At 59.4% G+C, this 15,657-nt stretch carries 10 protein-coding genes; 6 read left to right on the top strand and 4 right to left on the bottom strand.

The features are described from left to right. Positions 1–77 precede the first annotated feature (77 nt). Positions 78–2,978, top strand: coding sequence for a cellulose binding domain-containing protein (locus tag GNX18_RS10830; RefSeq protein ID WP_166217937.1), 2,901 nt, complete (start codon positions 78–80; stop codon positions 2,976–2,978). A 185-nt stretch (positions 2,979–3,163) separates the two neighbouring features. After that, on the top strand, positions 3,164–3,739 hold the full coding sequence (locus GNX18_RS10825) for an NUDIX domain-containing protein (RefSeq protein WP_166217934.1): 576 nt from the start codon (positions 3,164–3,166) through the stop codon (positions 3,737–3,739). 177 nt (positions 3,740–3,916) lie between these two features. Here the strand turns inward: GNX18_RS10825 and GNX18_RS10820 are convergent, their stop codons facing one another. The 3 genes from GNX18_RS10820 to GNX18_RS10810 form a co-directional block, all read right to left on the bottom strand. Next, complete coding sequence (locus GNX18_RS10820; RefSeq protein ID WP_166217932.1) at positions 3,917–5,302, bottom strand: phosphomannomutase; 1,386 nt, start codon at positions 5,300–5,302, stop codon at positions 3,917–3,919. Continuing rightward, on the bottom strand, positions 5,259–6,470 hold the full coding sequence (locus GNX18_RS10815) for an AGE family epimerase/isomerase (RefSeq protein WP_166217929.1): 1,212 nt from the start codon (positions 6,468–6,470) through the stop codon (positions 5,259–5,261). Before GNX18_RS10815 ends, GNX18_RS10820 begins: the two co-directional genes overlap by 44 nt. A gap of 199 nt (positions 6,471–6,669) precedes the next feature. After that, entirely contained in the window at positions 6,670–7,665 is a 996-nt protein-coding gene (locus tag GNX18_RS10810; RefSeq protein WP_166217927.1) for a LacI family DNA-binding transcriptional regulator, read from the bottom strand. 302 nt (positions 7,666–7,967) lie between these two features. Here GNX18_RS10810 and GNX18_RS10805 point away from each other — a divergent pair, with 302 nt between their 5' ends. The 4 genes from GNX18_RS10805 to GNX18_RS10790 all read left to right on the top strand — a co-directional run bounded on the left by GNX18_RS10805 (position 7,968) and on the right by GNX18_RS10790 (position 14,008). Continuing rightward, positions 7,968–9,848 carry a sodium:solute symporter family protein gene (locus GNX18_RS10805; protein ID WP_166217925.1) on the top strand — a complete coding sequence of 627 codons (1,881 nt, stop codon included), beginning with the start codon at positions 7,968–7,970 and terminating at the stop codon, positions 9,846–9,848. Between the two features lie 70 nt (positions 9,849–9,918). After that, a complete protein-coding gene (locus GNX18_RS10800; RefSeq protein WP_166217922.1) occupies positions 9,919–11,094 on the top strand; it encodes a glycosidase in 1,176 nt (391 codons plus the stop codon). A 3-nt stretch (positions 11,095–11,097) separates the two neighbouring features. Next, positions 11,098–12,414 (top strand): AGE family epimerase/isomerase, encoded by a 1,317-nt coding sequence (locus tag GNX18_RS10795; protein WP_166220568.1) that lies wholly within the window; start codon positions 11,098–11,100, stop codon positions 12,412–12,414. Continuing rightward, the gene (locus tag GNX18_RS10790; protein ID WP_240913976.1) at positions 12,398–14,008 is read left to right on the top strand and encodes a glycoside hydrolase family 5 protein; all 1,611 of its coding nucleotides are present in this window, start codon (positions 12,398–12,400) and stop codon (positions 14,006–14,008) included. The genes GNX18_RS10795 and GNX18_RS10790 overlap by 17 nt, the downstream gene beginning before the upstream one ends. Positions 14,009–14,181: 173 nt before the next feature. On the opposite strand, the gene GNX18_RS10785 is transcribed toward GNX18_RS10790, so the two are convergent. Then, a complete protein-coding gene (locus tag GNX18_RS10785; protein ID WP_166217920.1) occupies positions 14,182–15,528 on the bottom strand; it encodes a cellulase family glycosylhydrolase in 1,347 nt (448 codons plus the stop codon). Positions 15,529–15,657: the final 129 nt, after the last annotated feature.

Raw genomic sequence — 15,657 nt, 5'->3', positions numbered from 1 at the left:
GCGGAACATGGGGTCCGCACGCCGCTGGTCCATCAGTAAAGCCTCTAACAATAATCACCAATAAACAGGTAATAGCGATGATAAAAACCAAGAGACATTTTTTCCTGCGTAGCTTGCCAGATGCGATTCAGCGCCTGGCACTTGGTACCGGCGCAGCACTGGTGTTCTCCATCGTACCCTCCACAGAGGCCGCGCCTCAGGAAGCGTATCAATGGCAGAACGTGCGTATCGACGGTGGCGGTTTTGTCCCGGCGATCATTTTCAACCGTAGCGAACCCAATCTGATTTATGCGCGCACGGATATCGGCGGTGCTTACCGCTGGAACGAGGCGAACCAGGAGTGGGAGCCATTGCTCGACTGGGTAGGTTGGGACAAGTGGGGCTGGAATGGTGTGATGAGTATCGCCACCGATCCGGTAGACCCGGATCGCGTCTACGCGGCGCTGGGGATGTATACCAACGATTGGGACCCGAACAACGGCGCCATTGCCCGCTCCAGCGATCGCGGCGAAACCTGGCAGGTCACCGAGTTGCCATTCAAGGTAGGCGGCAATATGCCGGGCCGCGGTATGGGGGAGCGACTGCGCATCGATCCCAACGACAACAGCACCATTTACTACGGCGCGGAACTGGGAGAAGGGCTGTGGCGCAGTACCGATTACGGCGCAACCTGGTACAAGGTACAGAGCTTCCCCAACCCCGGTACCTATGCCGCCGATCCAGACGACGAGGGAGGCTACGGCAATAAGCTGCAGGGCGTGGTGTGGGTGACGTTTGACCCCACATCGGGCAACAGCGGGCAAGGTTCCGATGTGATTTACGTCGGCGTCGCGGATAAGGCGTATTCGCTCTACCGCTCCACCGATGGCGGCGCAACCTGGGGAGTGATTCCCGGCGCACCGTCCGGATTGATTCCCCACAAGGGCGTGTACGACGAAGTGAACGGCGCACTCTATGTGGCTATGAGCGATACCGGCGGCCCTTACGATGGGGAAACGGGCGCGGTGTGGAAATTCGACGTGGCGAGTCAGGCCTGGAGTGAAATCAGCCCGATGACCGCCGCCAGCGGCGAGCTGTACTTTGGTTATTCCGGCCTCACCATCGACCGCCAAAACCCGAATACCCTGATGGTCGCCTCGCTCAATTCCTGGTGGCCGGACATGGTTCTGTTCCGCAGTACCGACGCCGGCGCCTCCTGGAGCCGTATCTGGGACTGGGCCGGGTATCCCGAGCGCAGCAAGCGCTATGAAATGGATATCAGCTCGGTGCCCTGGCTGCACCTCGGCGCCAATCCACAGCCGCCGGAGGAAGCGCTGAAACTGGGTTGGATGAACGAGTCGGTGGAAATCGATCCGCACAATTCCGACCGTTTCATGTACGGTACCGGCGCCACCATCTACGGCTCCAACAATCTGACCGCGTGGGACAGCGATGGTATCGTCACCATCAAGCCCATGATCAAGGGGTTGGAAGAAACCGCGGTGCTGGATCTCGCCAGCCCCCCCAGTGGCAACGCGAATATATTCTCCGCACTCGGTGACATCGGTGGCTTCAAACACGTGGATGTGAATGCGGTGCCGGAACTGATGTATCAGACCCCGTACCTCACCAGCACCACCGGTATCGACTTCGCGGCGCTGGATCCAAGCATCATGGTGCGCGTGGGCAATGTCGATGGGGTGCACATCGGTGTTTCCACTTCCGTCGGGGATAACTGGTGGGCCGGGCAGGAACCGGCCGGAGTGACCGGTGGCGGCAGTGTGGCAATGAGTGCGGATGGCGGTGCCATTGTGTGGAGCCCGCAGGGTGCGGGCGTTCATGTGTCCACCACTTTTGGCAGTTCCTGGACCGCCTCGTCCGGTTTGCCGGAGGGGGCGCGGGTGGAGAGCGATCGTGTGAACCCGCAGGTTTTCTACGGTTTCAGCGCGGGTACTTTCTACCGCTCCAACAATGGCGGTGCCAGCTTCAGTGCAACCGTTGCCAGCGGTTTGCCGACCTCTGCCAAATTCCTCGCCGCCCCGGCAGTTGAGGGAGATATCTGGCTTGCCGGCAGTGGTGTAATGGTTGGCGACGACACGCTCACCGGTCTGTGGCGTTCCACCGATGGCGGTGCGAGCTTCACAAAAATCGCCAGCGTGGAAGAGGGCGTGAATATCGGCCTTGGTGCGGCGGCGCCGGGCAGCGGCTATCAGACCCTGTATTTGGTGGGAACGGTGGATCAGGTCACCGGTGTATTCCGCTCCACCGACGAAGGCGCGACCTGGACACGTATCAACGATGACGCGCACCAGTACGGCAATATGGGAGAGGCGATTACCGGCGACCCGCGCATCTACGGTCGTGTGTATCTCGGCACCAATGGTCGCGGTCTGTTGTACGCAGACCCTGGGGGGGGAAGTTCTTCCGGCGGCTCCAGTTCGTCGAGTTCCAGCTCGTCGGGCTCCGGAGGTTCCGGCTCTTCCAGCTCCAGCTCCAGCTCCAGCTCCAGCTCCAGCTCCAGCTCCAGCTCCTCGAGTTCTGGCGGCTCGGGCTCTTCTAGCTCGGGTTCATCCAGTTCGGGTAGCTCGGGATCATCGGGTTCCAGCTCGTCCAGTAGTTCCGGTGGCAGTTCTTCCGGTAGCAGCTCTTCGTCCAGCAGCTCAGGTGGCAGTTCCGGTGGCAGTTCCGGTGGCACTGCCAGCTGCGAATATATCGAGGGCAGCCACTGGGGCGCCGGCTTTACCGGCGCTATCCGCATTACCAACACCGGGGATGCGCCTATCGAGGGCTGGCAGCTGACCTTCTCCTACACCGGCAGTAGTCGTATCACCAATCTGTGGAACGCCAATCTTTCCGGCAGTAACCCCTATACCGCCTCCGGTCTTGGCTGGAACAGTGTGATTCAGCCGGGTACCTACGCGGAGTTTGGCTATCAAGGGGAGAAGACCAGTGAAGAGCCACTGGAAGTGCCCGCAATTACCGGAGAGATGTGTGAGTAATCCTTGACCCGACCGAGTGCTCTCTCAGGAGGATTTCCCTCCGCACTCTGATCACGTGAGTGATCCCCTTGGCCCGGCAGTTTCTGCCGGGTTTTTTTGTCTGTACTGCGCTGACAGACGGCAACAGGGATTCAAAAGGACGCGGGCAAGTGCCAGACTGTGCGCGAATAGAGTGAGGTAAGTCCATGTCCGAAAAAGTCAGGAATCTGGAAGGCAAGCTGCTTTGCCAGAGTTGGTCCCGATTTGAAAAATACACGTTTGAATATCTGTCTGACGATGGAAACTGGGAGGTGCACAATCGCGAAGTGTACGATCGCGGCGACGGCGCGGTGGTGCTGTTGTTCAATCGCGAAAAGCAGACGTTGATACTGACCGCACAATTCCGTCTGCCCACTTTCCTCAATGGCAACCGCTCAGGAATGATGGTGGAAGCCTGCGCCGGCGCACTGGAGGATCAGGACCCCCTCGAATGTGTTATTCGAGAGACCTGGGAGGAGACCGGTTACCGGATTGCCGCTGCCGAAAAGGTGTTTGAGCTGTACATGTCGCCGGGCTCGGTCACGGAAAAATTGCATTTTTACCTGGCGGAATGCACCGACGCCATGCGCACCGGCGCTGGCGGCGGTCTGGACCACGAGCAGGAGCACATCGAAGTGCTGGAGCTGCCGCTGACCCGGGCCAGGGAGATGCTGGCCAGCGGTGAAATCCGGGATGCGAAAACCGTCATCCTTATCCAGCATCTTTTGCTAAAAGAGTCTTAGGGCAAAGATTTCATCGTCTCTCGCCGCTTGCTGCACCGGATTGAATTTTTGCAGTGGCGGCATGGAAAGCCGACAACCATTCCGTTTTGCTGCTGCGCCCGGGCATAAAAAAACCGCAGACAAGCTGCGGTTGCAATGACAACGCGACGAGAAAATTGGTTGGTCCGTGAATCGAATTCAGTGTTCGATCAGTGCAAGCAAGGCTTCGGTTTTTTCGCGCAGCAGGCAGCTGTCCGCGCGGGTTTCGAGGTTGAGGCGCAACAGTGGCTCGGTGTTGGACTGGCGAATGTTCACCCGCCAGTGATCGAATTCCAGTCCCAGTCCGTCGAGCGTTTCGGTTGCCGTCTGCTGCCCATCGAAGTGGTTGCGAATCTTGTGCAGGATCGCATCCGGATCGTCCACGCTGCGGTTGATTTCGTCGGAGCAGGGGAAGGCCCGCTGCATTTCCGCGACCAGTGTCGACAGAGGCTGATTGCGGGCGCTCAGGTATTCGGTAATCAACAGCCACGGAATGGTGCCGTTGTCGCAGTAGGCGAAGTCGCGGAAGTAGTGGTGTGCGCTCATCTCACCGCCGTAGACGGCGTCTTCTGCGCGCATTACCTGCTTGATAAACGCGTGGCCGGTTTTGGAAATCCTGCTGGTTCCACCTGCGGCTTCCACCACCGCACGAGTGTTCCAGTAAAGGCGCGGGTCGTGCACGATGGCGGCGCCCGGGGTTTTCTGCAGCAGGATCTGCGCGAGCAGTCCCACCACGTAATACCCATCCACAAAACGGCCCTGTTCGTCGAAAAAGAAGCAGCGATCGAAGTCGCCGTCCCAGGCGATACCCAAATCCGCTTTGTTCTGAATGACTGCACGTGCAGTTTCTTCGCGGTTTTCCAGCAGCAAGGGGTTGGGTACGCCCTTGGGGAAGCGGCCATCCGGCTGGTGATTGAGCTTGATGAATTCAAACGGCAGCAACGGTTCCAGGCGGTCCACGATATTGCCGGCACCACCATTACCGGCGTTGACCACGATGCGCAGTGGGCGCAGCCGATTGGTGTCGATCCACTGCATCAGGTGCGTGTTGTACTGGGCTTTAAAATCGCAGTGACATGCCGTACCCGGCGTCGCGGCCGGAAGCATCTCCGCATCGGCGACCAGCGCTTTCAGTTTGTCCAGATCGCAATCGCCGGCCAGCGGTGCCGCACCTGCCTGTACCAGCTTGATGCCGTTGTAATCGGCCGGGTTATGGCTGGCGGTAATACACAGACCGCCATCGAAACGTTTGCCGGCGTTGTCACCTGCGAAGGTGGCAAAGTAGATTTCCTCGGTGCCGCACTGGCCGATATGGACCGCGTTGCAGCCCGCTGCGCAGATGCCGTCAATTACAGCCTCGGTCAGCGCGGGGCTGCTCAGGCGGATATCGTGGCCCACCACCAGGTTGTGCGCACCAAGCAGGCGGGCGAAGCCGTACCCGATGCGCCAGGCGATGGTTTCGTTCAGCTCGTCTGGAACGCGGCCGCGAACGTCATAGGCCTTAAAGGCTGTTACTGGAAAGGTGGGCACTGGGGGCTGGGACATGTTCGGCTCTCAATTTCAGTCGCTTGGCGGCGGCGTAATCCGCTGCTTCGGTGGTGGCCACCATCAGGTGGTAGAGGGTACTGGCGGGGGCCTTTCCGTTCAGAATCTGATTGGCACCGTCCAGCTGGTCGATGTACAGACCCGGTATCTCGTTGGAAAAGTAGTACTTGAACAGGGTCTGTATGGCGCGTGCGGCCTGGGTTTCCGCCAGTTCGCTGCCGGCTTCCGCCTGGCACAGGCTGGCCTTGATCAGCTCGGTCAGGGGCCAGCAGCGCTTGGTGGTTTTCAGGGGTGCGCCGTCGAGGGCGACAGCGTCATACAGCAGTCCGGTGTGCGGCTCGAGCCCGAAATTTATGGCGTTGAGGTATAGGCGGTCGGTATAGCGCCGCACCGGTGCACCGCTGCGGCGGTGATACTGGTGCAGCAGCCACACCCATTCCAGCATATGGCCAGGTTCCACTTCCTGGCCTTCATCGCCGCTGAGTGGGCGCCAGTCCTGATGGAAGTATTCCAGCAGTACGCCGTGTTCGGCGTCGTAGAAGCAGTTTTCAAACAACGTGAAGATCTCGCCGGCGCGGGCCAGCCAGCGACCGTCGCGGGTGGCGTCATACAGGGCGATGAACGCCTCGAACAGATGCATGTGCGGGTTCTGGCGGCGGGCCTTACTGTCGTAGTCGCCCTCGAGCCAGCCCCCCCGGGGCCCCTTGATGTAGTTGTCCAGGTGCCGGGTCAGGGCGTCCGCCTTGCGCAGTGCGGACGCATCGCCAAAGGCGCGGAAACGCCAGGCGCAGGCAAGCAGGAAGAACGCCATGTCATACACGTCCTGACGCGCGTCGGAGATTTCATTGTCCGCGCTCAGCACGTGCACGAACACATCCGGCGCCTGGGGGTGTGTGGCGAAGCGGCTGGTAAAGGTATCCAGGCGTTCCACCCGCGCGGCACCATCGGTAATCCAGCCGCGCTGCTGCGCGCTGGCCAATACGAACATCTGTCGCGCCTGTACCCGCACCCGCTTGGGGCAGGCGAGATCGGCGTGGCCCTTGTCATCCAGCCGTTCGTGGGCGCTGCCGGTTTCCGGGTCGAAGCCCTGTTCCAGCCACAGGGGCAGGGCGGAGCGGGACATCCAGTGGGTCAGATGGTCGGCCCACTTGGTGAGATCGTTGAGCATGTCTGATGTTCTTGTGGTGACTGTTACAAAATCTGTAACCGGTTACATGTTGAGTCTAGTATCGGGAACCGGATTCGGCGACATTATGCCTTTTGGCGTAACCGGTTACAACGGTGTGTCGAGCCGCGCCCCGGAAGACGCTGTGCAATCGGGAGGGGGCGGGTGCGGCTTGGGGGCAAGGGGATTGTTGCCGCTGGCATCAACCTTTCAGTGGCGGGGTACTTCTGCGCACCACAAATTCATAGGGCAGCACGGTTTCCGCGTTGCCCAGTTCTTTGCCCTCGATCAGTTCCAGGAGGGTCTGGAAGCCCACACGCCCCAGTTCTTCCGCGGGCTGTGCCACGGTGGTCAGGGGAGGATCGCTGTAGCGGGCGAACTCAATATCGTCGAAACCGGTGATCGACATTTCTTCCGGTACCCTGATGCCGGCGGACTTCAGCCCCTGCAGGCAGCCGATGGCCATCTCATCGTTCATGGAGAAAATGGCGGTCGGGCGATCCTTCATGCGGGCAAAGTGGCTTGCGGCCATCAGGCCGGAGCCCAGGGTGAAGTCGCCGTTGATCTGCAGGTCGGGGTCAAACGGAATACCGGCTGCGGCCAGGGCCTCTTTATAGCCGCGCAGTCGGTCCACGGCGTGGGGATTGTCCACCAGACCGGAAAGTACGCCGATGCGACGGTGTCCCTGGCCAATCAGGTAGTCGACGATTTCTCTCGCGGCGCCGGTATTGTCGATGCGCACCGAGGGGTAGGGGGTGTTTTCACAGCCACAGGCGGAGACCATCGGAATGGCCACTTTGGGTTCCAGGGACTTGCCCGGGGTGTGCGGCCGCAACTGCAGAATGCCATCGGCCTGGCGGGTTTCCACCAGGCGAATGTACTCCTCCTCGCGCGCCGTGGAGTCGCGGGTGTCGCCTAGCAGCACACTGTAGCCCTTCTGCTGGGCGGCGTCTTCAATGCCGCGGATCACCGTGGCAAAGAACAGGTTGGAGAGGTTGGGGACCAGCACCACGATGGAATAGGCGCGCACCGCGCGAAAGTTGCGCGCCATCATATTGGGGCGGTAGCCCACCTTCTCGATGGCGGCGTAGACCTTTTTGAGGGCCGCTTCCGATACCTTCTCTGGATTGCTGAGCGCCCGGGATACGGTGGCGATGGAGACACCGGCTGCCCGGGAGACTTCCCTGATATTCGACATGCTTTCGTTTCACTGCAGGCGGGCTGTTGACCAGAAAATGGCGACCTTTGCAGGCGCCAGAGTCGCAAATAGAGCGGGAAAACTTACCGGAATTCTTGTGCGAGCTCTAGTAAATTGATGTGTAACCGGTTACATTGATGCCTGACGCGAACCTTCGACGGCATGCGTCCGTTATTACAAGGCGTGAGGGAACAACGTCGCGGCGGGTGATTGAGTGGCCGGCGACGAGAACAATAACGAGCACCGCCCAGGGCTGGTAACAGGCCCCAGCCGTGCCAGGCGATCTAGAGAGAAGAGTGGCAATGAATCTCGCACCTATCGACCTGTTGGTCATCGGTTTTTACCTGCTGGCAACCCTGTTTATCGGCTTTTGGGTTTCCCGCAGGGCCTCAAGGAATATTCAGAGTTACTTTCTTGGCGGTAACAAGCTGCCTTGGTACTACCTGGGGCTGTCCAACGCCTCTGGTCAGTTCGATATTTCCGGCACCATGTGGATGGTGTACCTGCTGTTCATCTACGGCCTGAAAAGTGTCTATATCCCCTGGTTGTGGCCCGCCTTCAATCAGATTTTCCTGATGGTATTTCTGTCTCTGTGGTTGCGTCGCTCCGGCGTGATGACGGGGGCTGCGTGGATTCGTTTCCGCTTCGGTGAGGGCCGCGGTGCGGAGCTGTCCCATCTGATTATCGTCGCCTTTGCGCTGCTGGTGGTGCTTGGGTATCTCGCCTACGGGTTTGTGGGTATTGGCAAGTTTGCCGCCGCGTTTATGCCGTGGCAGCTGGCGGCAGACCCGCACACCAACGAAATTTGCTACGGGTTGATCCTCACCGCGATCACCGCCGTGTATGTGGTGAAGGGCGGTATGTTCAGTGTGGTGCTCACCGAGGTGATGCAGTTTGTGGTAATGACCATCGCCTGTATCGCCATCGGATTAATTGCCATGGTCCAGGTGTCTCCGGAAATGCTGGAGGCGGCAGTGCCCGCGGGCTGGTACAGCATGGGCGTGGGGCACACCCTGGATCTCGACTGGAGCGGAATTCTTGAGAGTGCCAACCAGCGCATCATCGACGACGGCTGGTCCTTTTTCTCGGTGTTCTTTGTGCTGGTTCTGCTGAAGGGCATCCTGCAGAGCATGGCGGGCCCTGCGCCCAACTACGACATGCAGCGTATTCTCTCCGCACGCACGCCTGTGGAGGCCGCCAAAATGAGCTGGCTGGTGAATCTGGTGTTGTTGTTTCCGCGCTACATGATGATTACCGGCCTCACCATATTGGCGCTGGTGTTTTTCACCGACGACCTGCGGGCGATGGGCGGCGATGTGGACTTTGAGCAGATTCTGCCGTTCGCATTGGCAAATTATGTGCCCCAGGGGTTGCTAGGCCTGGTCATTGCCGGCCTGCTGGCCACCTTCATGTCGACCTTTGCCGCCACCACCAATTCGGCGCCGGCCTATGTGGTCAACGATGTCTACAAGCGCTACTTCAACCCGAACGGCAGCGAAAAAACCTATATGCGCATGAGCTATATGGTTTCCATTCTGTTCGTGGTGCTGGGCACGGGCATCGGCCTGTTTGCTCCATCGCTGAACGACATCATTCTGTGGATCGTAAGCGCACTCTACGGTGGTTACACCGCCGCAAATATTCTCAAGTGGTACTGGTGGCGTATGAACGGCTTCGGCTACTTCTACGGCATGCTCGCCGGCCTGGTTGCCGCGGTGCCGCTGATGTTCACCGACCTGTCACCGCTGTATGCCTTCCCCTGGTTGTTCGCCCTGTGTGTGGCCGCCAGTGTCGCCGGCTCGCTGCTGACCCGGCCGGACGATATGGAAACGCTGAAGGCGTTCTATTTCAAAACCCGCCCCTGGGGCTTCTGGGCGCCGGTACACCGCGCGCTACAGGAAGAGCATCCCGGGCTTGAGGCAAATCGCGATTGTGCGCGCGATCTCACCAACTGCGCCGTGGGCATTTTGTGGCACACCGCACTGACCGCGGCTCCCATATTCCTGGTGATCCGCCACTGGCCGGAATTCTCCATCGCCATGGTAGTGATCGTCGCCGCCAGCCTGTTCCTGTGGCGCAACTGGTACCGGCACCTGCGCAATGATCCGGATGCCGCGGAAAACGAAGACGGCGGTGTTGCAAATGCCGGCAGCGGTGGCCAGCGCAGTGCAATCGCCAACTGATACCAACAAAATTTTTGGGGAGGCGGCCGCGCCGCCAGATGTAAAAGTAACAACAGGTTACAGGCACTTTATGACTCAGTACCTCGACAATGTGCGCGCTCTGATTGCACAGCAGAACACGCTTCTGGAACAGCGGAACCAACCGGCGGCAGCTGGCAACGGCATCTACCAGCGCTGGCAGAATCCGGTCATCACCCGCCACCATATTCCGGTGGACTGGCGTTACGATCTGAACGAATCCAGCAACCCGTTCTTGATGGAGCGCCAGGGCATCAACGCCGCATTCAACTCGGGCGCCATCAAACTGGGTGACAAATACCTGCTCGCGGTGCGGGTGGAAGGCGTCGATCGCAAGTCCTTCTTCGCCATTGCCGAGAGCGACAACGGCGTGGACGGATTCCGTTTCTGGGAAAAGCCGGTGGTTATGCCCGAGACGGAAAACCCTGACACCAATGTGTACGACATGCGTCTCACGCAGCATCAGGACGGCTGGATCTACGGCCTCTTCTGCACCGAGCGCAAGGACCTAAAGCAGCCCGGTGATATCTCCGCGGCGGAAGCCCAATGCGGTATCGCGCGCACCAAAGACCTGAAAACCTGGGAGCGCCTGCCAGATTTGATCACCCACAGCGGTCAGCAGCGCAACGTGGTATTGCACCCGGAATTTGTCGACGGCAAATATGCACTGTATACGCGCCCTCAGGATGGTTTTATCAGTGTTGGCAGCGGCGGCGGTATTGGCTGGGGTCTCACCGACTCGATGGAAAAGGCGGAAGTGCTGAGCGAAACCCTGGTGGATACCAAGGTGTACCACACCATCAAGGAGGTGAAGAACGGCCAGGGCCCGGCGCCGATCAAAACGGACAAAGGGTGGCTGCACCTGGCTCACGGTGTGCGCAATACCGCCGCTGGTCTGCGCTATGTGCTGTACATGTTCATGACCGATCTCCATTGCCCCTGGCAGGTGACCCACCGCCCCGCCGGTCACCTGATCGCACCGGAAGGCAGTGAGCGTCTCGGCGATGTGTCCAACGTGGTATTCAGCAACGGCTGGATTCAGGATCAGGGCAAGGTGTACCTCTATTACGCCTCCTCCGATACCCGCCTGCACGTAGCCACCAGCACCGTCGAACAGCTGCTGGACTACTGTATGAACACCCCGGAAGACGGGCTGCGCTCTGCCACGTCTGTACAAGCCCGCATCGAACTGATCGAGCGCAACGCCGCGGTACTCAGGGACCTGTAAGTGATGGAAAGCCTGGAAGCAGCAATCCCGCAACCGCCGCGGACGCAACAAGACGCTCTGTTAGCGTTGGTCCCGCAGTTTGAACACCACCTTGAGGGTATCGCGCGCTGGTGGCGGGACTATTCGCTGGATGAAGCCCACGGCGGGTTTCTCGGCGAGGTCAGTGTGTACAACATTCCGCGTGTTCAAGCGGACAAGGGTGTGGTGCTGAATGCACGCATTCTGTGGTTCTTCAGCGAGCTGGGGCTGCATTATCGCGCCGCCGGCAAGCCGGACGCGGAAGCGACTGCGCTGGCGCAGCGCGCCTTCGATTACTTCATGCAGTATTTCGATGACGCCGAACACGGCGGCGCTTTCTGGTCGCTGGATTATCGCGGCCAGATGCGCGAAGCGAAGAAGCAAACCTATGCCCAGGCGTTCTGTATTTATGGCTTCGCCAGCTTCCACCGTCTTACCGGCAACGCGCTGGCGTTGGAAAAAGCGCTGCAGTATTTCCGCAGGATAGAAGCCAACTGCGTGGACCGAGATCTGGGTGGCTATGTGGAAGCGGTAGCCCGCGACTGGAGCGCGGTAGCCGACTACCGGTTGAGTGAGAAAGACCTGAACGCGCCGAAAACCATGAACAACCATCTGCACGTGCTGGAGGCCTATACCGGCCTCTACCGCGCGCTGCCGACGGAGGAAGTGGCCGCTGCGCTGCGCGCGAGCATTCAGTGGTTCTGTGAATACATCGGCAATCTCGATAACGGCCACCTGCGGCTGTTTCTGGAGATGGACTGGCGGGATATTTCCGGTGGCTATTCCTACGGTCACGATATCGAAGCCAGTTGGTTGCTGGCGGAGGCGCTGGAAGTGCTGGGCGATAAAGCGTTCGCACAGCGCTATACGCCGCTGGTGCACGCGCTCGGTGACTCATGTTTGCGCGAAGGCATCGGTGATCGCGGGCAGGTGCTGGACCATTTCGATTTCCATACTCGTGCCCGGCATCTCGACTCCGAGTGGTGGGTGCAGGCGGAAGCGCTGGTAGGCTTCCTCAATATGTGGCAGACCACCGGAAACGGCGATTACGCCCATGCATTTGCCGCGGTATGGAAATACATAAAAGCATTCCAGGTCGACCATGAAGACGGCGAATGGCTGTATCACGCGTCACTGGATCACGCCAACAAAGGCGATCAACGTTACAAGCTCGGCTTCTGGAAAGGCCCCTATCACAACGGGCGCGCGATGATGGAAGTGATCCAGCGTCTGCAACGGACCGCGCATGCCGCCAAAAACGAGCAGTCACACGAGGAGACGGGGCATGAAATCTTGGTGTAAAGCGTTAGTGCTGACCGGGGCGGCGGTGATAATGAGCGGGTGTGAAAACTCCGTGAGCGAATCCCTGCCACAGCACTGCCAGGTGCCGGCGCCGTCGGCCGTCACGCAGCAGGCGTTTGCTGGCTTCGAACATTTTATCCGTCGCGATGGTATCCAGTTGCTGGACGGCAATGAACCGGTGCGGTTTATCGGTCTGCACGCGACCGAGCTGCACCGCATTGAAGACGACGTGGCCTCCAAAGGCAGCACCATTGGCAAGTCCGATCACTTCCGCTGGCCCAGCGCGCGGGAGCAGGCCAACTGGATCAAAGCACTGGTCTATAGCGGCCACAGTATCACTCGCGTGTACACGCTTTCGGTGGACGATATCGAACTGCCGGAGTCTATGCGCGCGAATATGCCCGCGCATATTGTCCGCAACCCGCAGACCGGCGAGGTGGAACTGAATGAGGCTGCGATGCGGGTTTTCGATCGCATGGTCTACCTGGCGGACCAGTACGGCCTGCGCCTGATCGTACCGGTTATCGATCACTGGAGCTGGTGGGGCGGTAAACACGAGCTGGCAAAAATGGTGGGTGAGGGTGCGCAGGACACCAAGGAGAACGGCCCGCTGTACGATGTAAACAGTAAAACTTACGCGGCCTACACCTCGATCATTGAGCAGCTGCTGACCCGCACAAATACCTGCAGCGGGCGAGAATACCGCGAAGAAAAAGCCATCATGGCGTGGGAAACCGGCAATGAGCTGCGCGGTACCAATAAGACCTTTCTTGCACAGACCGCCGCCCTGTTCAAACGTCTCGCGCCCAGTCAATTGGTGGTGGACGGCGATCAGCAGGCGGACAACAGCCGCCCGCCGGAATCGGTAGACATCGAAAGCGGCGAGTTTCTCGGCCTGCTCGATCCCAACGTCGACATTCAATCCAACCATTTTTACGGCCCCTATATGTCGCCGGACGTTGTGCGCAAGCAGGCGGCACTGGCGCGCAAATTCAACAAACCACTGCTTATCGGTGAATACGGTTTACAACCGATGGAGACCATTCGCGCAGTTACCGATGCCTGGATAGATGAGCCCGCGGTGGCCGGTGCGCTGCTGTGGGGCTACCGCGGCCATCGCGAAGCCGGCGGTTTCTACTGGCACTACGAAACCGATGGCCACATGAGCTACCACCTGCCGGGATTCGCAGTGAATGCGGCCAATCAGGAGCCCGAAGTGATTGAGCTGGTGCGCAAGGTGCAGGCTAAAGTGAGCGCCAACCCGCGTGCGCAGGCGTTCAGCCAGTCGTTACCCGTGCCGGAAGCACCGTGGCTGCACCCGGTGGGCGACGCCGGTGAAATCAATTGGATGGGCGCGCCTACCGGCCGTTACTACCGTCTCTACCGCTCAACGGATGCAGGGGAACACTGGGTGCTGTACGCGGATCAACTGGTCGACGCGAAAAATAACTGGGACCCGCAGACCATGGATCTGTATCGCGAAACGGAAAAGCCGGAGCAGCAGTGTTTTGCCTATCGCGTGACGGCGGTGAACGAACGCGGCGAATCCGCGCCCTCCAACGTTGAAAATTTCTGCGGCGCTCACACGGACTGAGCGGTTACCGCGAAGAAAATTCCGCGCGCCCGGTAGCAGGTTTTGATCGGGTCTGCGGGAATAATGAGTATTCGCAAGAATGCTCGGAGCAGTTTTACCTCTCGTCTCAGAGACTGTTCTCGTCGGTCTCGTTGGTTGGGCGCCTCAGGGAGACCTGAGGCGCTTTTTTTGTGTCAGTGAATTTCCGCAAGCGCGGTCGCGTGCGCCTGGATAATCTTCAGCGTGCTGGTGTCACTGTCGAATACGGAGTTGAGGCCCTGGGGTTCCTGGGGTGGATCGCCGAGGAAATCGTTACCTGGCTGCCAGAGAAACTCAGGATTACCACTGCGACCGTAACCACTGAAGGTCCAGAAATTGGACCCGGCGAAAGGGCCATCTTCGGCAATATTCTGTTCAAGACGGGTGTAAATGGCGGTGAGGAAGCGGTCGCGGTATTCGGTGCCGCTGTCCGGTGAAAAACTGCCACCGTCGCGCTCCACACCGAACTCTTCCAATACCAGCGGCTTGTTCAGCTCTGTGGCGATCTGCGCGTGGGTGTCGAGGTAGCGGGTGGCTTTTTCCAGAGCAACCCCGTAAGTCTGCTCCGGATTTAATACATCAAACCAGCCCCAGTTTTTTATCCACAGATGTACGGTGAGGTAGTCGATGGCTTCGGTGTCGTGGGCTTTTACGTATACCTCAGCCTGTTCCTGACTGCCGGCAAGTCCTTCACTGCCACTGCTTACCAACTGGCTCGGCGCCATGGATTTGATGGCGGCGGCGGAGGTGTGGACCCAGCGGATATAATCGGCGGCGCGCTCTGGGTTGTAGTTGGCACCGCCGGAACGCGGTTCGTTGGCGAGTTGCCAGGCCATGATGGTGGGGTCATTCTTATACGCTTTTCCCGTCACGGAATTTTCGCGTTCGATCAGCTTGCCCGCGGCACTCAGATACTGCTGTTGACAGGGCTCACAGCGGTAGAAATCTGTGGTGTTTTCGATGTATTCGTCCCATTTGCCTGTGATATCCGGATCGTTCAGCGCGATGTCTTCATGCCATACCAGATATTGCGACATGCCTCCGGACCACTGCCAGAAATTGGTGAGATACAGCACCGCTTTCATGTCCCTTGCCGCCATTTCCGCCAGCAAAATGTCCAGTCCCTGTTGCAGGTCCGCATCGTAGTCGCCCGGTGCCTTGATGATTGCCGGCGACACACTGCGGGAAAGCGCGCTCTCCTCAGACAGTGCCAATACACGCAGGTTGGTAATACCGCGCGCGCGCATCAGATCCAGCTCGCGGATCAGGCGCGCCTTGTCCGTTGCCGCCAGATAAGCACCGTACCAGTAGTTGGTGCCCACATAATGATAGGGTGCGCCCGCGAGTTGAAATGTGCCGTCCTGCACCTGGACGAAGGCACCTTGTTTTGTGATCGTGGTATCGGCGTTGAAGTCCGCGGTGCAGGCGCCGAGAGTGAGGCTGCCGAAGAGGGTGCCGGCAGTGACCGCTCTCAGCTTGAAAGAAAGGGTATTTATTTTCATCGGTTTTTCTCTCTTTATTTCTGGTTGTCGGGGGTTGGAGTCATCAATTCCTATTGGGCTCTAGGGCCGGGCCGGCGGCACTGAGTTATTTGTTCCGCGCGCTGTGGGGCTCCGCCAGCGGCGCGCGAG

The sequence above is a fragment of the Microbulbifer sp. SH-1 genome (assembly GCF_011326135.1).
GTDB classification, from domain to species: domain Bacteria; phylum Pseudomonadota; class Gammaproteobacteria; order Pseudomonadales; family Cellvibrionaceae; genus Microbulbifer; species Microbulbifer harenosus.
This window is presented reverse-complemented; position numbering and strand designations above follow the sequence as displayed.